12 protein-coding genes and 3 pseudogenes are annotated in these 20,903 nt (G+C 69.2%); 6 read left to right on the top strand and 9 right to left on the bottom strand.

The annotated features are described in order from the left end of the window. Window positions 1-6 precede the first annotated feature (6 nt). Window positions 7-884, bottom strand: a pseudogene (locus ACFYX3_RS10085) (IS5 family transposase). On the opposite strand from ACFYX3_RS10085, the gene ACFYX3_RS10080 reads away from it, so the two are divergent. The 3 genes from ACFYX3_RS10080 to ACFYX3_RS10070 are packed head-to-tail and all read left to right on the top strand — an operon-like array spanning window position 885 to window position 5,284. Continuing rightward, entirely contained in the window at window positions 885-2,477 is a 1,593-nt protein-coding gene (locus tag ACFYX3_RS10080; RefSeq protein ID WP_389010494.1) for a hypothetical protein, read from the top strand. Further along, window positions 2,366-4,252: an RHS repeat-associated core domain-containing protein gene (locus ACFYX3_RS10075; RefSeq protein ID WP_389010492.1), complete on the top strand. Its 1,887-nt coding sequence runs from the start codon at window positions 2,366-2,368 to the stop codon at window positions 4,250-4,252. The genes ACFYX3_RS10080 and ACFYX3_RS10075 overlap by 112 nt, the downstream gene beginning before the upstream one ends. A 30-nt stretch (window positions 4,253-4,282) precedes the next feature. Further along, complete coding sequence (locus ACFYX3_RS10070) at window positions 4,283-5,284, top strand: hypothetical protein (protein WP_389010489.1); 1,002 nt, start codon at window positions 4,283-4,285, stop codon at window positions 5,282-5,284. Window positions 5,285-5,348: 64 nt separating this feature from the next. On the opposite strand, the gene ACFYX3_RS10065 is transcribed toward ACFYX3_RS10070, so the two are convergent. The 3 genes from ACFYX3_RS10065 to ACFYX3_RS10055 form a co-directional block, all read right to left on the bottom strand. After that, window positions 5,349-5,834, bottom strand: coding sequence for an IS5 family transposase (locus tag ACFYX3_RS10065; protein ID WP_389010486.1), 486 nt, complete (start codon window positions 5,832-5,834; stop codon window positions 5,349-5,351). Window positions 5,835-6,813: 979 nt separating this feature from the next. After that, on the bottom strand, window positions 6,814-8,049 hold the full coding sequence (locus ACFYX3_RS10060; protein ID WP_389010483.1) for a protein kinase: 1,236 nt from the start codon (window positions 8,047-8,049) through the stop codon (window positions 6,814-6,816). Window positions 8,050-8,057: 8 nt separating this feature from the next. Beyond that, window positions 8,058-8,726: a DUF7019 family protein gene (locus tag ACFYX3_RS10055; protein WP_369148150.1), complete on the bottom strand. Its 669-nt coding sequence runs from the start codon at window positions 8,724-8,726 to the stop codon at window positions 8,058-8,060. 227 nt (window positions 8,727-8,953) lie between these two features. On the opposite strand from ACFYX3_RS10055, the gene ACFYX3_RS10050 reads away from it, so the two are divergent. Both ACFYX3_RS10050 and ACFYX3_RS10045 read left to right on the top strand, forming a co-directional pair. Then, entirely contained in the window at window positions 8,954-12,619 is a 3,666-nt protein-coding gene (locus ACFYX3_RS10050; RefSeq protein WP_389010480.1) for a protein kinase, read from the top strand. 510 nt (window positions 12,620-13,129) lie between these two features. Continuing rightward, window positions 13,130-13,591, top strand: coding sequence for a hypothetical protein (locus tag ACFYX3_RS10045; RefSeq protein ID WP_369148152.1), 462 nt, complete (start codon window positions 13,130-13,132; stop codon window positions 13,589-13,591). A gap of 243 nt (window positions 13,592-13,834) precedes the next feature. Here ACFYX3_RS10045 and ACFYX3_RS10040 read toward each other — a convergent pair whose 3' ends face one another. The 4 genes and pseudogenes from ACFYX3_RS10040 to ACFYX3_RS10025 all read right to left on the bottom strand — a co-directional run. Beyond that, window positions 13,835-15,103: an ATP-binding protein gene (locus ACFYX3_RS10040; protein ID WP_376593480.1), complete on the bottom strand. Its 1,269-nt coding sequence runs from the start codon at window positions 15,101-15,103 to the stop codon at window positions 13,835-13,837. Window positions 15,104-15,807: 704 nt separating this feature from the next. After that, on the bottom strand, window positions 15,808-16,176 hold the full coding sequence (locus ACFYX3_RS10035) for a nuclear transport factor 2 family protein (protein ID WP_026057722.1): 369 nt from the start codon (window positions 16,174-16,176) through the stop codon (window positions 15,808-15,810). A 40-nt stretch (window positions 16,177-16,216) separates the two neighbouring features. Continuing rightward, a complete protein-coding gene (locus tag ACFYX3_RS10030) occupies window positions 16,217-16,792 on the bottom strand; it encodes an NADPH-dependent FMN reductase (RefSeq protein ID WP_017236599.1) in 576 nt (191 codons plus the stop codon). Between the two features lie 440 nt (window positions 16,793-17,232). Next, window positions 17,233-17,382 (bottom strand): annotated as a pseudogene (locus tag ACFYX3_RS10025) (CorA family divalent cation transporter); the annotation flags it as partial. A gap of 338 nt (window positions 17,383-17,720) precedes the next feature. On the opposite strand from ACFYX3_RS10025, the pseudogene ACFYX3_RS10020 reads away from it, so the two are divergent. Beyond that, a pseudogene (locus tag ACFYX3_RS10020) lies at window positions 17,721-17,900 on the top strand (hypothetical protein); the annotation flags it as partial. Between the two features lie 32 nt (window positions 17,901-17,932). Here ACFYX3_RS10020 and ACFYX3_RS10015 read toward each other — a convergent pair. Next, entirely contained in the window at window positions 17,933-20,899 is a 2,967-nt protein-coding gene (locus ACFYX3_RS10015) for a BTAD domain-containing putative transcriptional regulator (RefSeq protein ID WP_389010474.1), read from the bottom strand. Between the last annotated feature and the right edge of the window lie 4 nt (window positions 20,900-20,903).

The raw sequence follows: 20,903 nt of genomic DNA, 5'->3' as shown, positions 1-20,903 counted from the left end.
TGCTCTTCATCGGGCGGACCCGGACCAGAGGAAAATGCCCGCGATGAGGAGACCGGCGCGGTAGACCGTGGCGGTCTTCTCGTAGCGGGTGGCGAGACCGCGCCATTGCTTGAGGCGGTTGATGCAGCGTTCGACGGTGTTGCGTTGCTTGTAGGCATCGCGGTCGAATCTGGGCGGGCGCTCGTCGCCGCGGCCCTTGTGCTTGCGGTTGGCGATCTGGTCGGCGGGTTGCGGGATCACGGCCCGTACTCCGCGTCGTCGCAGATGGTCCCGGATGGCTCGCGATGAGTACGCCTTGTCCGCCAGCACCGCGAAGGGCCTGGTCCTGGGCCTGCCAACTCGACGCGGGATCCGGATGGCAGCCATTACGTGGTCGAACGCCGGCGCGTCTCCTGCCTGGCCGGGCGTGAGCACGAAGCACAGCGGGCGGCAGCGGCTGTCAGCGGCGAGATGGACCTTCGTGGTCAACCCGCCACGCGAGAGTCCGATCGCGTGGTCGGCCGGCTCACCGGCCGGGGCCCCTTTTTGCGGGCCCCGGCGCCGTTCTGGTGGACCCGCACGATCGTGGAGTCGACCGCGACGACCCAGTCCAGGTCACCGTCGGCATCCGCTTGCGCGAGCAGCGCGGTGAAGACACGTTCCCACGTGCCATCGATGGACCAGTTCCTCAGCCTCGTATAGACGCCCTTCCACGAGCCGTACTCGGCGGGGAGGTGCACCCACTGAGACCCGGTCTGAAACTTCCAGGCGATCGCATCGATCACCTGGCGGTGATCACGCCACCTACCGCCCCGCCGCGGCGTCCGATCAGGCAACAACGGTTCTATCCGCGCCCACTGCGCGTCGGTCAACGGCACGACCTGCCCCGCCCCGACGGTGAACAGGTGCTCCCCGTGGAAGGCGACCGGCTCCCCCTGGTCCACGGGGGAGTGGACGGCGACGAGACCACCTACGAGGTGCGCGATCCGCACGGCGGGCAGGTGCGGACCTTCACCGGCAGCCCCTACCGCGCCTCCACCGCCTACTGGCTGTCCGCCGTCGAGGACCGCAACGGCAACCGCGTCGTCTTCTCCCGCCGCCCCGACGGCGCGCCGACCGCCGTGTCCCACACGGGCGGCTACGTCGTCCAGATCACGGCCACCACCTCACGGGTGACGGACCTGGCCGTCCGCGGTCCCGGAGGCCCTGCGGCGGTCGTCGGCTACGGCTACGACCCCACAGGGCACCTCATAGCCCTGACCGGACCGGACGGACCCTCGGGGCCCGCCATGGCCTTCACCTACGACGGCGACGGCCGTGTCACGTCCTGGACCGATCGCAACGGGTTCACCTTCCAGTACGTGTACGACGGACAGGGCCGGGTCGCCCGCACCATCGGCCCCGGAGGAACCCTTTCGTCGAGCTTCGCGTACGGCGTCCACCCGGAGACCGGGCATCCCGTCACCCGCTACACCGACTCCACCGGCGCCATTACCGTCCTGCACCTGAACGACCGCCTCCAGGTCGTCGCCGAGACCGATCCCCTCGGCCACACCACCCACCTGACCTGGGACGCCTACGACCGTCCCCTCACCCGCACCGACGCGCTCGGCCACACCACCGAACTCACCTGGAGCGAGGACGGCGACCTCATCGCGGTACGGCTGCCCGACGGCAGCACGGCCACGGCCCGCTACGACGAGCGGCACCTGCCGGTCGAGATCACCGGAGCCGACGACACGGTGTGGCGGCAGACCTTCGACGACCTGGGCAACTGCACCGCGGTCCAGGCCCCGGACGGGACGGCGAGGCGCTTCACGCACGACCGCACCGGCGCCATCGCGACCATGACCGACGCGGTGGGCAGCACGATCCGCATCCGATCCGACCGCGCCGGGCTCGCCCTGGAGGTCGGCGACGACGAACGAGGCGTCACGCGCGTCGAGCGGGACCACCGCGGGCGTCCCCTCCGGATCGTCGACCCGGCAGGAGGCGTCCAGGAGTTCGTCTGGGACGGTGACGACCACCTGCTCGCCCGTACCGTCGCCGATGGCAGCCGCGAGACGTGGACCTGGGAGGCGGAAGGCAACTGCGCGGCCTACACCGATGCCGCCGGCGGCGTGTGGGGCACCGAGTACGGGCCCTTCGACAAGCCCCTGGTCCGGTCCGACCCGGACGGCGCCCGCCACCAGCTGCGCTACGACACCGAGCTGCGCCTCGTGGAAGTCACCAACCCGCTGGGACAGCACTGGACCTACACCTACGACGCCGCCGGAAACCTCACGGCCGAGACCGACTTCGAAGGACGCACCAGCCACTACGCCTACGACCCGGCCAACCGGATCATCCGACGCACCAACCCCGCCGGACAGATGGTCGACTACACGTGGGACGCCATGGGCCGACTGACTCCGACGAGGCCGACGACGACCTCACCCACTACTCGTACGACCTCACCGGTGCACTCGGCGAGGCACGCACCGCCACCTCGACACTGAGCGTCGAACGCGACGCGATGGGCCGACCGCTCAGCGAAACCGTCGACGGCCGCACCCTCCGATACGCCTACGACCCGTCCGGCCGCCGCATCGCCCGCACCACACCCACCGGCGCCGTCACGAGCCTCGCCTACGACCCCGCGGGACACCGTTCCCACCTGGCCGTCGACGGACACACCCTCACCTTCGGACACGACCTGCTCGGCCGCGAGATCACCCGCGTCTGGGGCGACCCGGGCACCCCGGTGACCCTGAGCACCACCTGGGACAGCGTCAGCAGGCCGACGGCCCAGAGCCTCGTCGCCGGGACCGGCCCCACGCCCGTGGTGACGCGCGACTACGCCTACCGGGCCGACGGCTTCCCGCTCGTCATCGGCGAACAGAACCCCGGCGGGGAACGCGACGCCAAGCAGATCATCCTCGACCCGATGGGCAGGCCCCTGGCCGTCACCGGCACGGGCTGGCAGGAGAACTACGGCTACGACCGCGCCGGCAACCAGGCCACGGCGCACTGGCCGGCCCGGGCCGGGCACGGGGAGGCCCGCGGCCCGAGGACCTACGCCGGCACCCGTCTTCTGATGGCCGGGTCCCTCCACTACGAGTACGACGCGGCCGGCCGGGTCGTCGTACGGCGCCGCACCCGCCCCTCTCGCAAGCCCGACCAGTGGCGCTACACCTACGACGCCCGGGACCGGCTCACCTCCTGCACCACCCCCGACGGCACCCTGTGGACGTACGCCTACGACCCCCTCGGCCGCGGCATCGCGAAGCACCGCATGGCCGACGACGGCCTGACCCCGGTGGAGACCGTCCGCTACACCTGGGACGGCACCCTGCTTGCCGAGCAGGTCGACGAGGCCACCGCCACCGCCCTGACCTGGGAGTACGAAGGACACCGGCCGCTCGTCCAGTACGAGCGGAAGTTCCTCGACGAGGCCGAGACCGACGCGCGCCTCTTCGCCATCGTCACCGATCTCGCCGGCGCCCCGACCGAACTCGTCTCCACCACCGGCGAGACAGCCTGGCGCAGCCGCTCCACCGCCTGGGGCACCACCGGGTGGAACCGCGATGCCACCGCCTACACCCCACTGCGCTTCCCCGGCCAGTACGCCGACCCGGAAACCGGCCTGCACTACAACTTCTTCCGCCACTACGACCCCGACACCGCCCGCTACACCAGCCTCGACCCCCTCGGCCTCTCACCCGCACCCAACCCGGCCACCTATGTCGCCAACCCCTGGGCCTCCGCCGACCCCCTCGGGCTCGCCCCCAAACGCTGCAGCTTCGACGCCTACGACTGGGGCGACGCGACGAGCGGGTTCGGAGGCAGTGTCCGCTACGGCCGGCTGGACCATCTGGGGCGCCCCACCGGCGTCTACGCCCAGATCCGGCCCGAGATGCTCAACACGGGAACGGAGGCGGGATCGGTCCGCACCCCGGGATGGCGCGGGAACGGCAACGACTTCAACGAGGCCCGCGGCCACCTCTACGCCAACCGTCTCGGTGGACACGGAAAGGGGAAGTTCGCCTGGCAGAACCTGGTGACCGAGACCCAGACCCCCACCAACACGCCCGAGCAGCGTGTCCAGGTGGAGGCGGTGATCTACGACCAGGTGAAGAACAACGACGAGATCGTCCAGTACAACGTCGTCCCCAGGTACGCGGGCAACAACCCGATCCCGCACGAAATCCACTTCACGGCGTACGGGAACAAGGGGTTCACCTTCACCTGCATTCTGGAGAACCCCGCCGCCTACGTCAGAACCGGCGTCTAGCGCCCACGACGACCCGTACCGGAGAACCGCATGACCCGCACCACGCCCCCGCGCCCCTACGACGTCGAGTCGCTGTTCCCCGCCCTCGCCGAGTGCCGGCGCACGGCGACGCGACTGCATCCTCGCCCCGGTGACCCGAAGGCCCAGGACAGCTCCGTCGCCGGGCCCATGCTCTGGCCGGCCGACGAACCCTGGCCGGTGTGCACCGCCGTCCACCCCAAGGGAACCGGACACCTGCTGGCCGACGTCCGCCGCGCGCGCCGCATCCACGCCGCCTCGGAGGGACGGAAGAAGACCGACGAGGAGCTCGCGCTCCTCGCCACCCTCCAGGCCGGCCCCCACGACGCCTCCAGCGGCGACGCGGACCCCATCCCGCTGCTGGCCGTCGCCCAGCTGTGGGCACGCGACATCCCCGACCTCACCGGACCCGAGGGACACGACCTCCTTCAGGTCTTCTGGTGCCCCTTCGAAGCACACGGCCCCGACCAGAGCGTCGACGTCGTCCTGAAGTGGCGCCGCAGCGAAGACATCGGAACCGTCCTCGGCGACCAGCCTGAACCGCTCGTGGTCGGCTCACCCGGGTGCGTGCCCCAGCCCTGCGAACTCCACCCCGAGCAGATCACCGAGCACGAATACCTCGGCCTGCTCCCCGAGGACCTTCAAGAGTCCATCGCGGAGTGGGAGGAAGGGCTCCTCGACGAGGAAGAAGCGGAGGCGGACTTCCCCACCGAGTACTCCAGCGATCTGTCCCTCGCACCCGGCTGGAAGGTCGGCGGCTTCGCCACCTGGCACCTCACCGACCCCCGCCCGATCGACTGCACCGTCTGCGGCACCCCCATGCCGCCGCTCCTGACCGCGCACTACGTCGAGTGGGACCCGGCATCGGAGAGCTGGGCCCCACGGGAGGACCTCCGCCCCGACCTGTTCCGGCATGTCATCACCCCCACCGGCGTGTATCTGGGGCGCGGCTACCTGCGGATCCACACCTGTCCTGCGGATCCGTTCCACCCCCACCGTCTCAGCTTCCAGTAACGGGGGCCTGGAGGACAGCGGGGTCGGCCGATCGGCCCGCGGCACCCGCAGGCGGGTCAGGACCTCAGGGAACACGGGTGCGTCTCCAGCCTGGCCGGGAGTGAAGACGAAAGCGAGCGGCCGGCAGCGGCTGTTCGCAGCAAGATGGATCTTCGTGGTCAGCCGCCGCGAGACCGTCCGAGGGCATGATGCTCCGGCTCGTCGGCCGGGGCCCCTTTTGACGGGCCCCGGCGGCGTGCTGAGGAGCTCGGACAACGGTGGAGTCGACCGAGGCGATCCAGTCGAGGTCGCCTTCGGCGTCGGCCTGGGCGAGCAGGGCAGTGAACACGCGCTCCCAGGTGCCGTCGACAGCCCACTTCCGCAGCCTGTTGTGGGCGCCCTTCCAGGAATCGAAGTACTCGGGCAGGTCCATCCACGGAGTGCAGGCGCGGTACTTGAACGCGATCGCGTCGATCACCTGCCGGTGATCACGCCAGCTCCCACCTTGCTTCGGCGTCCGGTCCGGCAGCAACGGCTCAATCCTCGCCCACTGGGCGTCAGTCAACGACACAGATCAACCAATGATCAGATGATCCGAAGAAAACACCCTAGCTATAAAACTGCCGGACGTTGTTGACACCCCGGGTTTCCAACCACTACGGAGATCTGCCATGCCCCCTTCGCTGCAACAGCAGCAGGACGGCCAGGCACAGCACCGCCTGGCGGTCCTGCGCCACGCCGAGGAAGCCACCGGCAACGCATACCTACCGTGCACGAGCTCGTTAGAGCGGGCTGTGGGCTCAGAGGTGTCGATCACGAACTGCGGCTAGCCGGTGCTGGGGGAGGGGGATGACGGCGCCGATCAGGGCCGCGATGGACCGGATCCTCAAGGGCGACCTCCCGCCCGGCGGCGGATGTGACCTGAAGGCGCTGGCCGCCGAGGCCGGAGTGACCCGCACCGCGTTCTACCCGAAGAAAATCCGGGACGGCACCCCGCGCCCTGGCCCCTACCAGCACCTCGCGGCGCCTTACGGCCCTGCAGGAGGCAGGCGAAATCGTCGACCCCCGCGCCACGCAGATCGAGCGGCTCAAGATCCAGGTCGCCGAACTCCAGAAGCGCGTCACCAAACGGGACGAAGCTCTGGCCGAGCTCACGGCGTTCAAGACCCTCGCCCTTCCCGGATAGCTGCCCAGCACGACGAAATCCAACGGCTACGGGAACAGGCTGCAGGCCTCGGCAATGTTCGACGCCTTCCTGCCGCCCGCAGCGGTCCGGCGCCGTATGGGTCGTGCAGCTGAGCCGGAGCCGCCCTCGCGCTGCGGCTGCCGCCCAACCGTGGCGTATCACGAGGGCCCCGACGCCCTTGTGGTGGTCAAGGTCCGTGCGCGCATGAGGTTGCCACACGTGTGACCAGCCACTTTCCCCGCCGTAGGAGCGGTTACATGAGGCGGGACATCAGCCTTATCGGCTGGTTTAGCCCTGAGTTGGAGTTTCTTGAGCAGATTGCTGCTGGTGCACGAGCTCGACTTTGTCCCGGAACGGAGGCTTCTCACATCGCCTCCTCCAGGGCGCGTCTGAACTCCTGTGCAGAGGGGGTGACGCCCTCGCGTGGATCCTCCACCGCGAGGATGTCGTCGATCAGTGCGGCCAGTCCGGTCGGGAGTGCAGCGTTCCTCTTGCGGATCGGCACTGCGGGCTCACGCAGGACCACACGAAGGGGATCGGTACCTTCTGGGAAGTCCCGGGGGGTGCTGCGGGTGAGAGCCCAGTACAGACATGCCGCCGAGGCCCATACGTCCACGGCGGGCGTGGCGTACTTATAGTTCACCATCTGGGCCCGTGGCATGAAGGCGACGCTGCCGCCCACCGCCCCGCTGCGGGTGTAGTCCGACAGCCCCGCGTGTTCGAAGGCCTTGGCGAGCCCGAAATCCGCGATCTTCACCACGGGGGTGGGTCCTGCGCCGGACAGCAGGACGTTCTGTGGCTTGATGTCCCGGTGCACGAGGCCCCGCGCGGGAGCCGTGGTGCCGTCACTGAGGCGCACCGCGGGCAGGGGGGCGCTGTGGGCGTACGCGAGGCCGTCGAGGACCTGGCGTATCAGGGCGATGGCGACGGCGGGGGTCAGGGTCCCGTCCCGTTCGATCACCCGTTGGGCGAGGTTTCCGCCTTCGCAGTACTCACAGGCGAAGTAGAGCAGCGTTCCGGTGGAGCCGGCGTCGCGGAATCGCACCAGGTTCGGATGCTGGAGCACTCTGGTGTTCTTGATCTCGCGCAGGAAGCCGTTCACCGCCTCCGGGTGGATAGCCACCTCGGGCCGGAGCACCTTCAAGGCCAGTGACTCGCCGGAGTCCTGCTGCCGCGCGAGGTAGACGATTCCCTGTGCGCCCCTGCCGATTTCCCGCACGATGGTGTAACCGTCGATCTGTTCGTCAGCGTCACCGTCGGCTGGGGCGGGTAAGCCGTCATCAATTGAGGACACGCGCAGCAGCAAGGTGCCGACTCGTATCTCGTCCCCGTCGGCCAAGTCGTGTGCCCGGGAGCCGGGACCGTCGATCCTGACACCGTTGACGTAGGTGCCGTTCCGGCTCCCGAGGTCGCGTACCCGCACCGTCGGCGGGTCGATGTCGAACGCGCAGTGATGGCGCGATACTTGCCTCTGGTCCGCGGACGCCACGATGGCGCAGTCGGCGGCGCGGCCGACGATGGCGGTGCCTCGCTCGCCATACGAGAACGTCATGGATTGCGCGCCGACGACGGCCACGCTCAGCCGTACCTCCGCTGCCATGCCCGGTCTCAGTCGACAGTGGCAACGTACAGGGGCGAACCCAGCAGCACTATGGATCTGTCTTCCGGATCCGGACTCGGCCCGTGCAGAAGACGCTTGGCAACGAACTCCATCGTCTGCGCCGGCCCTTGCAACGCTTCCACGGTCCGGCGTACCGCGTTCAGAGCCGCCGCTTCTGGAGTAGCACGATGCCCGGGATCGCCGTTGACGAGCGAGTCGATCTCCGGGTCCACGCGGAGCCCATCCAGTAGCGAGGGCAACAGGGACCGGGCGAGTGTCGGGATGCCCCCGGCATCAGGAGACGCCCCCAGGACATGGTGCGTCGAACCGCCCAGACCGACGACGACACCACTGTCGGTGCGACCACCGAAGTACGCCAGCGATGTGCCGTCACTGTCCGTCAACACATTCCACCGCATTGCCAGTTGCTCTCGGAAGAATGTCCCCGGCTCGTCGACCGACCCCAGCTCACCGTGCTTCTCGAGGTGACTGACGACACGGTCCAGGCGACTGATCCGGTCGTCGTTCGGCGTGCTCTCCGTGACATCGCGATAGCTGGCGACCTTCGCGTCGATCCCGAATTCTCTGGTCTTCTTCTGGCCGAACGACGGATCGATCTGCGGCAGCAGCATGTCGACCTTGCTGTCGCTGACGTAGAGGTAGTACCGAAAGCCCAAGGTGCTTCCCCCGCTTCTTACATACCTCGCCCCACGGGCCGGTTGCAGCAATCAGTATGCGTCATGCTGCCTGCCGGTGCTTCAATTCTGGTCATGACATCTTCCTCAAGCGGCGCTCAGTTAGAGCCTGGATGCACCGCAGGATCCCCAGTCATGACGTTCGACACTGAGGGCACCGACATGTTCGGCGAGGGGCAGCGTGACGTCGCCGCGGAACCGGACTATGCGTGAACGCGGATCCGGTGCTGTGGCGCGAGGGTGACCTCATAGACGACCGCTATCGGGTGACGCGGATCCTCGGACAGGGCGGAATGGGCGTGGTGCACCAGGTCCGGCATCTCGCATGGGGCGCCGACCTGGCGGTTAAGAGCCCGAAAGGGCAGCGGTGGAACGCTACTCGCCGGGAGCAGTTCGTCACCGAGGCCGAGACCTGGGTGTCGCTGGGGCTGCATCCGCACGTGTGCAGCTGCCATTACGTACGCGTCTTCGACGGAGTCCCGCGCGTCTTCGCCGAGTACGTCCCTGGCGGCAGCCTCCATGACTGGATCCGCGGCCGGAGGCTCTACAACGGGGACCACCGCGGCGTGCTGGCCCGCATGCTCGATCTCGCGATCCAGTTCGCGTGGGGCCTCGAGCACGCGCACAGCCGAGGTCTCGTGCACCAGGACGTCAAACCGGCGAACGTCCTGATCGAGGAGGCGGGGGAAGGCGCCGTCACGGCGAAGGTCACCGACTTCGGCATCGCCCGGGCGCGCGCCGTCGCTCTCGCGGCGGCCGCGGACGACACCGCGCCAGGCGTGAGTGTCCCGGTCTCGGCAGGCGGATACACCCGGAGATACGCCTCGCCCGAGCAAGTAGACGGACTGCCGCTGGGTCGGCGCACCGACGTCTACAGCTACGCGGTCGCAGTACTGGAGATGTTCACCGGAGGAGCGACCTGGCGGGCCGGCGAGGTCGCGGGTGAAGTCCTCGCGCAGCACCGCGCCCATGCGGAAGGCGTTCCCCCGGACGGCGGCCCGCCTCACCTGCCCTCGGACCTTGCCGACCTGCTGGAACGATGCCTGCGCCATGACCCCGCGCACCGACCGGGATCGATGTCCGAGATCGCCGCCGAGCTGACCGGGATTTATCAGCGGGCGTTGGGACACCCCCATCCTCGTCAGATGCCCAAGGCCTCCGAACTGCTGGCGGACGAGTTGAACAACCGTGCCCTCTCCCTGCTCGACCTCGGCAGACCGGGCGATTCCGACCGGTCGTTCACGGCAGCGACAAAAGCCGATCCGCAGCACCTGGCGGCGGCCTACAACCACGGCCTGCGGCGGTGGCGACGCGCGGACATCACCGACGAGAACCTCATCGCCACACTCGACGGCATCCGCGCCGGCGACGACTCCTGGCAGGCCCGGCACCTGCTCGCCCAAGTACACCTGGAACGCGGCGACCTGACCTCCGCCCGCGCGTTGCTGGAGTCGGCACTGCACGAGACTTCTGATGAACCGGACGTCAGAGCGGCGTTACGCGCCGCCCGGTCCCCCCTGGGCGTCGACGCCCGCTGCACCGAGACCTCGGCAATCGCCTGGCGCGGCGAGCAGTCCATCGTGAACCCAGTCCGTATCGCCGCCGACGCGCCGCTCGCGCTGACCGGCGGCCGTGACGGCACGGTGCGATTGTGGGACCTGGACAGCGGGCACTGCCACCTGACGCTCTCTGGGAGCAGCCGTCCGGTGATCGCCGTCGACATCAGTCCAGACGGCACTGTCGGTGCCTCCGCGAGCGGGGACGACACGATTCGAATCTGGGACCTGACCACCGGCCGCGGCCTGTACGAGGTGCGCACGGAGCGGCCGCGCCGACCAGGCAGGGGGTTCGTGGCTCAGGGTGAGTACTACACCGTCCGGATCAGCGCCGACGCACGGTTCGTGCTGTGGGCGGAGGAAGGGAAGGTAACGCTCTGGGACTTCTGGGGAGCTGGACGGACCGTGCTGCACGACGAGGACGACGGAGGCTGGCGGGCAGGGATCGACCTGACCGCTGACGGGCGTCTGGCTCTCTTCGCCGACGGCGATCGGATTCGGATGTGGGAGCCGGCGAGCGGACGCGGGTGGCAGACCGCGCCCATACCCGACGGGATCGCCCCGGGCTTTCTCCGCGTATCCCCCGACGGCCGCTCCGCGGTCACCAGCGGATACGCAGCCGGGACCATCCGTCTGTGGGACTTGGTGAGCGGTCAGTGCGCCCACAGGCTCCAAGGGCACCGCAGTGGGGTAAGGGCACTCTCGTTCAGCGGTGACTCGCGGTTCCTACTCTCCAGCGGACAGGTGGACAGGACTGTCCGATTCTGGGATCTGCGCACCGGCCGTTGCCTGCGAACCTTCGCCCTACCCGAAACGGGTGGCTACGTGGACGAGGTGAGGTTGGCGGGCGACGCCCGCCGTGCGATCTCGGTCAGCGACAACGGCACCGTCGCGCGCTGGACGATGCCGGCCGGACCCAAGACCGCCGAAACCGGGAGCGCGATCCTCCAACTGAGCCGGCCACGTCCCGTCACCGACTTAGCCAACCTGAGTAAGAAGGTGGAGGCGCAGGTGGTCTCGGCGGAGCAGGCGATGGCCGACGGACGTCTGCCGGCGGCACTTGACCTGCTCACGCAGGCGCGCGCCACGGCAGGGTACGAACGTCAGTCGCACGTGCTGTCCGCCTGGCGAAAGCTGGCCCGCAAATCGATCCGCACGGTCCTACGCGGCTCCTGGCCCGGCAAGACGCTTGCCACCGGGCACTTCCAGTCGGCCGACCTCTCCCAGGACGGCACGGTAGCCGCGGTCTGCCACACCGACGGCACGGTCCGGCTGTGGGACATCGAGCACGACACCGAACTGCGCGAGATCCGTGTGAACCCCGGCAGGTCGGGCGGGATGGGGGTCTGCCTCAGCCTGAGCGCCGATGGGCGCCGACTCTTGTCCGGTGAGAACGACCGGGTGCGGCTGTGGTCGGTCGACACCGGCGCATGCCTACACACCTTCGACGTGGGCGAACACGAGATATGGTCGGTACGCTTCGCAGCCGACGACAATCACGCACTTTTCAGCGGCTATCCCTGGACTCAGCTCTGGGACCTGCGCACGGGTTCCGTGTTGTCCACCATGCACGAAAGAGTCACCAGTGTCGCTTGGGCCGGTCCGCTCTCCCTTGCGGCCGCGATCGGCGGGATGCACCGCGACACGGTGCTGGTGCACGAGGTGGCCGACGGCCAACTCGTCCGCAGGATCGACGCACCACGCCCCCCGGGAAATACGCAGAACCCGACAGGCTATGAAGCCTTCTTCAAGCCGCGTGGCTTGGTCGAATGGAGTTCGGCGGGCCTAAGTGCCGACGGACGCCAACTGCTGACCGGCGACGAGGCCGGGGCCATTCAGCTGTGGGACCTCGCCACCGGGGAACGACTCCGGCAGTTCGAAAAGGAACCGGACCACACACCGTCCAAGCTCCGATTCACCGCCGACGGACGCTTCGCAATCTCCACCGGCCGCGACTTCAAGATCCGGGCGTGGGATGTCGGCACCGGACGGTGCCTGCGTGTCCTCGGTGAACACCGGCAGCCGGTCGACGACATCGTCGTCGCCTCAGACAGCCGTCGCGTGCTCTCATGGAGCCGAGTCGACGGCGCCCGACTGTGGGAGCTCGACTGGGAGCTGGAGGCCCGGGAAGCGGTCGACTGGGACGAGGCCGCAGCGCCCTACCTGGAGGGTTTTCTTGCCCGGCACGGGCAGCACCCGACCGATGCCGACATCGACGGCTTGCTGTGCCTCCTCCAAGACGCCGGTTACGGCTGGCTGCGAGCAGAGGGAGTTCGGGCCGAACTGGATCGCATGGCAGTCGCGCAAAGGAAGCGATGACCCAGTCTGGTGCGGTCGGGCTCGGCGCAGCGTCGCGGCCAAAGACTTCCGAAAGCTCGCTCCCCCTGCTGGTTCTGAAGCGATCCGGGTCTCATAGAGGCTCCGGAGTGTCCCGGATCGCTTCAAACCGACCGCGGGGCACGGTGATCAACAACATCGCCCTTGCCGCCCCGGCCGCATGACGTCAGTCACACGTTTGAGCCAGGAAAAGGACACGATGGCTCGCAACAATGCGACACGTATGAAGGGCTCCGCCCTCGTGTAATGCGACACGATCTGCGTGGGACACGGTCTCTGCTGACACAACTGCGCGCGGGGTGCCGTCGTCGCCCTCGCTGGTCTCGATCTCGTACAGGCCGGTGGTGGTCATGCGCTCGCCCCCGCGACGGCGGTGTCCAGGAGCGTGACGGCGTCGGCCTGGTACGGGTCGGCGAACAGCTAGGGCCTGTCCGATGGGTCGTATGAGCTGATCAGGGGCGTGGCCTACTGTTCGCTGAACAAGGGGGCCGCATGGCACGCGATACAGCTGAAGCAGAGGCGGGGATGAAGGGGATCAGATTTCCTGCCTGGCACGGAAAGCACTACGTGACGCTGGCTGAGCTACTGGTTCGCCTCGGCAGCTTCGGCCTGGACCTGACCTGGCGCGTCGAGTTCGACGAGATCGTCGATCCCCGCTGTGTCGAGATGGAGAGACGCGCCGACGCCGGCATGGACACGTTGACCTTGTTGTCGTTGACGACCCCCTTCCTCCAGTTGATCGACGCCGAAGCACGTGGGTTCGCGGAGGACCAGCTGGTGCTCGTCCTGACCGAATTCGATAGTTCCTCCTGGGACGTCAGGGCTGTCGACGCGGATTGCTCCGTCGATGAAGCCGCGCCACGTGCTCGCCGAGTCGGAGCCGGCCCCGCCCCCTCGTGGCCGGCCGCTGGCAGGACCCCCGCCGGCACCTGCGCGCACTCCGACGAGATCTGAGAAGCCCCGACCGGCCCCGGAGCCCACCCCGCCCACACACGAAAGGACGTGGCCATGGCCACACTGTGCGAACGCAAGACCTGGCCGCCGCCTGCACATACCTGGCGGGAGAAGGACTGATCACCGTCGACTGGGAGCCGGGCAACACCCCGGCGATGGTCACCCTCACCCACGAGGGAATCCGGCACATGGAGGCCGAGGAGGAAGGAGGGCCACGGGCCCGGCCTGATCCGGGCAGCACACCTATATGCGGGCGAACTCCTCTGTCTGCTGGGCGAACTCCTGGGCCATGGCCGCGCTGACCGTGGGCCTGGTTTCGCCGATCGCGCGCAGGTAGTCCTCGGTGGTGGGGTGGGCCCGGGTCCCGGTGTCGAAGGTGTGCTCGAACTGGATCTGTGAGACGGTGCGCGCCACATGGGCGATGTCGGCGGGGGTGAACCCCTCGCTGGCGGTCGCCAGCGCCGTGCTGTCGGCCTGCGCTCCCGCCCTGGCCAGGTAGCTCTCCCACAGCGCGGTCCTCGCGCGGTCGTCGGGTGGACCGATCGGCAGCACGTAGTCGAACCGGCCGTGCCGCAGGAACGCGGAGTCGAGGGTGGTCACGTTGTTCGTGGCGCAGACGAGTAGCCGCCCGTCCTGGCCCCGGAACCGGACGATCGCCTTGAGTAGTTCGTTCACGACGCCGACCGCGGTCGCGTCCGCACCGCTCCGGGTCCCGGCGATCTCTTCGACCTCGTCGATGAAGACCAGGACGTGGTCGAGCCGGGCGATCTCGTCGAAGCGCCGGTTCAGGCCGCTGGCCAGCCCGTACTCGGCGGCCAGCCGGGCGGGGAACAGTTCGAGGAACGGCCATCCCAGACGGCTGGCGATGGCGTGCGCGAACGTGCTCTTCCCCGTCCCGGGCGGCCCGAAGAGCATCACGGCCCGCGGCGGCTCCACTCCGTGCCGGGCGGCCATTTCGGGATGGGCCAGTGGCAGGACCAGGCGCCGCTCGATGAGCTCCTTCTCCTTCTGCATGCCGGCTACCTTCTGCCACAGGTTCCCGGGCGGCAGCTCCGCTCCCAGCGACGCGAGCATGCTGACCGCCTGAGGGGTCACTCGCCCACGCTTCTCGAAGAAGACCAGGCCCGGACGGGCGTCGAAGCCGCAGTTGTGCAGGGCGGTGGCGCCGGTCTCGCCGTCGGGCAGGACGGCGTGCACGGTTCGGACGCCACCGGCGAACAGTCGGTGCTCCAGGGCCGTGATCAGGTCGCTGCCCAGCCCCTGGTGCCGCCAGGCGGGCGCCATGCTGATGCGCAGGATCCACGCCCGGTCACCGTCCACCCTGCTCACTGCGGCGCCGACCACCACGTCGTCTGCGGTGGCCACCACCGCCGCGTGGTGGGCCTGGAGGGCCGCCACGGCGTCCGAGAGCGGAAAGAGCGGCGGCTCTCCGGCCGTGCCGCTCTCGGCGTCGACTCGGAGCACCGATTCGAGATCGTCCTGGGCGTAGTCCCTGACGCGCCAACCCGTCATGATCAGCTCCGCGTGTTCGGCCGTACTCCCATCATCAGCCGATGTGCGCGGGACGCGCCCATCGGCCTTCAGGCCGGCGGCACTGGAGGGCACGGCTGCGCACCTCACGGCGGCAGAGCCCCGCCCCCTCGGCTGCCGTCCTCCGCTCCGTGAGGAAGTCGCAGGCCGGCAACGGTCTGGTTTGTCGCCAGGCGGCTCCCTTCTCACCACCGCGGGCCGGAAATGCCTGGTTGCAATCGGTCAGGCTTCCCGACGCGCGACGGGACCCGGCCGCGCCGGCCCTGCGTGAACCGGCCCGCCGGGGAATCCGGGCCGTGAAGGCCGCCGGGCACGGAAGCCGTGTGGTGTGCCCGGTCGCCGGGGAGCATCCTGGAAGCCACGCCGCCCGTGCAGCCCGGACGCCGGCCCGCCGCCTGGTTGGAGGCAACAGGATGACCGTCGGAGGCCGCGCGGACCCGGATCGCTCGGAGAGCTTCGGGGAGGAACTGCTCGGGCTGCTCCTGGACGGGGCGCACGAGCTGCCGCCCCATCTGGTCGGCCCGTTTCCTGGTGGTGTCGACGACTGCCGTGGGGTGCGCCGCTGGGTGCCTCGTAGTCCGGCGCGCGGCGCACGACGATCCGTCCGGCTGCGGTCGACCTCACGCCGTTGCTCGCGAACGCCGGCTGAGTGAGGCGGCTCTTCGGTGGATCCCGCACGATCGGGGCTACTCCGAACGGATCTCCGTGGTGATCGTGTAGAGCTCGATGATGACGCCGTTGTCGGTGCGAGCGATGTCCATGCCGGTTGCCATCGGAGGTTGGCCGACCGGGCCATACTCGAAACCGAGGTGGCCGATGTCGTCGAGGCCCGACGCGGGGCCCGTGGGGCGGAAGACCCAGTCCGGATTCTCCGCGCGCAGCTCCTCGGCACGCTTCGTGCGGTTCGTGCGCCGACGGATGACGCGGTCCGGTTCGTGCCACACCACGTCTTCGGCGTAGTGCTCGGCGATGATCGCGGCCCGGCGGACCGTATCGGGTTTGTTGAACACGTCGAGGAGGTTTACTCGCATCAGATCGGCGGGGGATCTGGTCATGGTGGTTCCTGGTTCCTGGTTCCGATTGCGGGCGGGCCGGTCAGGCCACGACGGCCGGGGCCGTCCGCAGGGGGGCGAGCGCGGTGGTCCAGGCGACGACCTGGTCGAGCATGGTGTTGAGTGCGCCCAGGTTGTAGTCGCCGGGCTTGAACACGGTGAAGTTCTCGAATTCCGTGATCATGGAGAGCACGACCTGCTGGCGTACGTCGGCCATCTGGAGTTCGGCGGCGACCAGGCGCAGGTGTTCGGCGGAGCGTGTGCCGCCGGTGGCGCCGTAGGAGACGAGGCCGAGGGCCTTGTTGTTCCACTCGGCGTACAGGTAGTCGAGGGCGTTCTTCAGGACGCCGGGGATGCCGTGGTTGTACTCGGGGGTGACGATGACGAATCCGTCGTATGCGGCGATGGTCTCGGCCCAGCGGCGGGTGTGCTCGTTCTGGTACTGGCCGAACGAGGGCGGCATCGGCTCGTCGAGGTGGGGGAGGGGGTGGTCGCGCAGGTCGAGCAGCTCGAAGCGGGCGTCGGTGCGGCGCGAGGCATGGTCGAGGACCCAGCGCGCGACCTGGTCGCCGACGCGGTGGGGCCGGGTGCTGCCGAGGATGATCCCGATGGTGAGCATGGTTGGCCTGCCTTCTTGTGGTCCTTGGCCAGGGGCCGCCCGCTGTCTGCGGACGCGCTGCCCGGAAGATCGGCCATGGGGCGGGCGGTCGGCCCCCTCACCGGCCCGGCCTGCTGTCACCCACGGTGATTTGCCGCGACATCGACGAGCAGTCCAGAGGGTGGCGAACCGTCCGGCGAACGGGCTTGATGGCGTAGGTGCGAGGTGCGGTTGGCGACCCCGGTTCTCCCCAGATCCTCCCCAGCGCTTCCGGATCCCCGAAAGGCCAGCTCAGAGGGCCTGTGAAGGGGAGGGCGAGGAGATCACTCGCATCACTTCTCCCCAGCGCCCCGTATGGGTGGTTTGCGCGGCGATGTATGCGCAAACAGTGCGCGGCGCGTGTTTGAGGCAGGTGCCCGCTACGGCCAGCCTCTCCGCTTGAAAATTACATACAAATTGCCTCATACCACCCCCATCAACCCGATGGCGAAGGGCACCCGAGGCCCCAGCGCAGCTCCGGGCATGGAGTCGAAGTTCATGCCACAAATAGTTCCCACCAGTGTGGGAGCGAAGGGAATCGCCGCCCACGAGAAGATCTTCAAGAAGTCCTCGCCCGCGGGGCGCTGACCTGCGCAGATGTAGGTCTGGGGTGTGTTGACCTGCAGCTTTACTTGTTTCCGGAGCTTTCATTGGGACACCGCTTTACACGGTCGATTCTCCCCAGCCGCTCCCCAGCAGACCTCATTCTCCCCAGATTCTCCCCAGCGGGAGTTCGTGAGGGGTAAATTATTGCTGGTCAGAGGGCGGGTTCCGGCTGCTGCTCGCGTCGCGCAGGGTAGCCGAGTTGTGGGTTTACAGCCGAAGGGCTGATGCGCGATTCGGCGCATCGGCCCCGGTACCCGTAGCGCTCCCAGTGCTGGGGCTGACGCTGAGCGACCACGTTGTGGTGAACTTCATGGGCCGCCCGGACGAGGAGATCCGCCAGGCCCGCGAGGACTGGATGACCGACTCCCGTTTCGGCGAGGTGAAGGGGTACGACGGCGACCCCCGAATCTTCTGGGGCATGCGCCGTGTACACGGAGGGCCGGCAGCACTACCTCGAGCGGCTGGCGGCACGGGCCGAGCGTGACGACCCCGGCCCGGATGCCTGGATGCAGGCCCTCACGACATGACGGTCGTCGTCGGGACATTCGTGGTCGGCGGCAACCCGGCGAGGAAGGTGCGGATCTCGTCGGCCTCGGGGACGGCGAGGGCGGTGTAGAGGTCCAGGGCATGTCGAGCATGGTCGTGGGCGAGGTCGATGCGGCCGAGGTCGCGGTGGACGTGCGCCAGACCGTCATGGGCGCGGGCCTGCTCGGGGCGGTAGCCGAACTCGCGGGCGAGCGTCAGCGCGCTGTCGTGTTCGGTCACGGCCCGGGCCAGGTCGCCCAGCGAACGGGCGGCCTCCGCGAGGGCGTTGAGCGACTCGGCCTCGTCTCCGGGGAAGTCGAACCTGCGGCACAGCTCAAGGGCCTGGCGATGCTGCCGCCGGGCTTCGTCGTAGCGGCCCTGCCGCTGGTACAGCAGCCCGATGTTGTTCAGCACGATGGTCTCGCCGATGCGGGATCTCGTCTCGCGGTACGCGTGCAGCGCCTGCCGATGGTGCTCGTGGGCGTCCTCGTGCCGCCCCCGGTGCTCGTGGACGATGCCGAGATCGGTCAGGCATCGGGCCTCGCCGCCGCGGTCGCCGAGCTCGCGGAAGAACGCGAGGGCCTGCGCGCTGTGGTCGTGGGCCCGGTCGTAGTCCCGTCGGCGCCTGGAGACGATGCCGAGGCCCTGCAGTGCGCGGGCCTCGGCACCTCGGTCGCCGATCCCGTGCGCGAGGTCCAGGGCGTGCCGGTATTGCTCAGCCGCCTGCTCGTGGTCGCCGTGCCACCAGAAATGCACTTCGCCAAGATCGATGAGCGTGCGCGCTTCGGCGGCGGTGTCGCCGCTCCGGCGGCCGGCTTGGAGTGCCAGGCCGTGGAGGGCCAGCGCGTCGGCCTGGTGGGCGTGGCCGAGGAGGTAGCGGTGCAGGGTGGCGGCCAGTCGGGTGGTGTGCGGGAGCATGTCGTGCTCGGCCGCGTACTGGCTGGTCGCCATGAGGTTCGCGCGTTCGGCGTCGAGCCAGGCGATCGCCTCGGCCTCGTCCCGCGGGGGCCATGCCGGGGTGTCCGGCGCGGGGATGCGCGGCCTGCGGTTCCTGCCCTCGGGGTAGAGATGGTCGATGGCCGTACTCGCGATGTGGAGATAGTGGTGGAACAGTCGACCGAGGGCCTCGCGCTGAGCGTCGGGGGGTTCCTGGGCGGCCGCGGTGGCGAGGGCGTGTTCGCGCAGCAGGTCGTGGAAGGTGTAGCGGCCGAGCTGATGTTGCGCCAGTACGTGGGCATCCAGGAGGTCTTCGAGGAGCGTTTCGGCCTCGTCGAGCGGGAGGCCGGTGAGCGCGGATGCCGCCTCGGCGCTGATGTCGCGGCCCGGCTGGAGTCCCATGAGCCGGAACATGCGCTGCTGGTCCTCGGTCAGCTGCTCGTAGGACAGCGTGAACGCCGCTGCCACTCCGCGCTCCGACGTGGCCAGCTCGGAGAGTCTGCGGCGCTGGTCGCGGAGCCGGTCGGCCAGGTATGCGACGGTCCAGCGGGGACGGTGGTGCAGGCGTGCAGCGGCGATGCGGACGGCCAGCGGCAGGAATCCGCACAGCTGCAGGACGTCGAGGACGGCCAGGGGTTCGGCGGCCGCCCGTGCGCCGACGACGGCCGTGAACATCTCCTCGGCGTCCGCGGCGGGCAGTACGTCCAGGGACAGGGCGTGCGCCCCGTCCAGGTCGGTCAGCCGTCGGCGGCTGGTGATCAGGACGAGGGCGCGCGAGGCCGCTCCGGGCAGCAACTGGCGTACCTGGTCGGCGCCGAGGGCGTTGTCGAGCACGGCCAGCACGCGGCGGTCGGAGAGTTCGGACCGCCACAGGGCGGCGCGATCGGCGGCCGACGCGGGTATGTGTGAGGCGGGTACTCCGAGTTGGCCCAGGAGGACCTCGAGTGCGGCACCGGCGTCGAGGGGGACCTGGCCGGCGGTGTGCGCCTGCAGGTCGACGAAGAGTTGTCCGTCCGGGAAGCGGTCCGCGAGGCGGTGCCCCGCGTGGACGGCGAGCGTCGTCTTGCCGACCCCGGCCATTCCGTCGATCGCCGAGATCGTCACGACACCGCCGTTGTCGCCCGACCACAGACGGATCAGCCCGTCGAGCTCGTCTTCGCGTCCGGTGAAGTCCGGGACGTCGTACGGCAGGAAGTTGGCCCTCTGCGGCTTCGCCGGCGCGGCGGCGGGCCCGACGTCCGGCGTGACGGCCTGCGCGGCGGCGGGCGCGGTGACCGGCGGCCGCAGTTCGGGGGCGTCCCGCAGGATGTCCTGTTCGAGCTTCCCGAACGCGTGGCCGGGGTCGAGCCCTTGATGTTCGGCCAGGGTCGTCCGGAAGTCCCGTGCCACCTGCAGCGCGTCGGTCTGGCGTCCGGCGCGGTGCAGGGCGAGCATCAGCTGGCAGCAGAGCCGTTCCCGCAGGGGGTGGGCCGAGGCGTGGACGGACAGTTCGTCGATGAGATTGTCGTGCCGCCCCCGGGCCAGCTCCAGCTCGGCCAGGCGCTCGACGGCGGTCAGGAGCTGCCCGTTCAGACGTGCACGGGTGCCCTGGACGTACGGGGCGGTGATGTCGGCCAGCGGCTCGCCCCGCCACAGCGCCAGCGCGGCACGGATCCGGTCCGCGATGTCCCCCGGGTCGTCGGAGTCGGCCTGCGCCTTGGCGATCCGGCTGGTGAACTCCTCCAGATCGAGCTGCCCCGGCTCGGGGGTGATCACGTACCCGGCCGGCCGCGTCGCCAGCATCCCGTCGGCCCCTGAAGCCCGCAGCATCCGCCGGATCGCGGCGATCGTGGTCTGGATCTGCGCGCGGGCGGAATCCGGCGGCAGCGACCCCCACATCGCGTCGATCAGGCGATCCACACTGATCGCGACCCCGGAGTGCAGCAACAGGTAGGCGAGCACGGCCCGATGACGGGGCGCCAGGTTGGGCGTGCCCGTACCGGGAGCCACGGCCTCCACCGGGCCGAGGATCGTGAACCGCATGCCG

Source organism: Streptomyces sp. NPDC002463, assembly GCF_042889835.1.
Taxonomy (GTDB): domain Bacteria; phylum Actinomycetota; class Actinomycetes; order Streptomycetales; family Streptomycetaceae; genus Streptomyces; species Streptomyces nymphaeiformis.
This window is presented reverse-complemented; position numbering and strand designations above follow the sequence as displayed.

Excerpts from the sequence above, each read along its gene's own strand:
- ACFYX3_RS10070 (WP_389010489.1), top strand. The coding sequence starts at position 4,283 with ATGACCCGCACCACGCCCCCGCGCCCCTACGACGTCGAGTCGCTGTTC.
- ACFYX3_RS10060 (WP_389010483.1), bottom strand. The coding sequence starts at position 8,049 with ATGGCAGCGGAGGTACGGCTGAGCGTGGCCGTCGTCGGCGCGCAATCC.
- ACFYX3_RS10045 (WP_369148152.1), top strand. The coding sequence starts at position 13,130 with ATGGCACGCGATACAGCTGAAGCAGAGGCGGGGATGAAGGGGATCAGA.
- ACFYX3_RS10040 (WP_376593480.1), bottom strand. The coding sequence starts at position 15,103 with ATGACGGGTTGGCGCGTCAGGGACTACGCCCAGGACGATCTCGAATCG.
- ACFYX3_RS10035 (WP_026057722.1), bottom strand. The coding sequence starts at position 16,176 with ATGACCAGATCCCCCGCCGATCTGATGCGAGTAAACCTCCTCGACGTG.
- ACFYX3_RS10030 (WP_017236599.1), bottom strand. The coding sequence starts at position 16,792 with ATGCTCACCATCGGGATCATCCTCGGCAGCACCCGGCCCCACCGCGTC.
- ACFYX3_RS10015 (WP_389010474.1), bottom strand. The coding sequence starts at position 20,899 with ATGCGGTTCACGATCCTCGGCCCGGTGGAGGCCGTGGCTCCCGGTACG.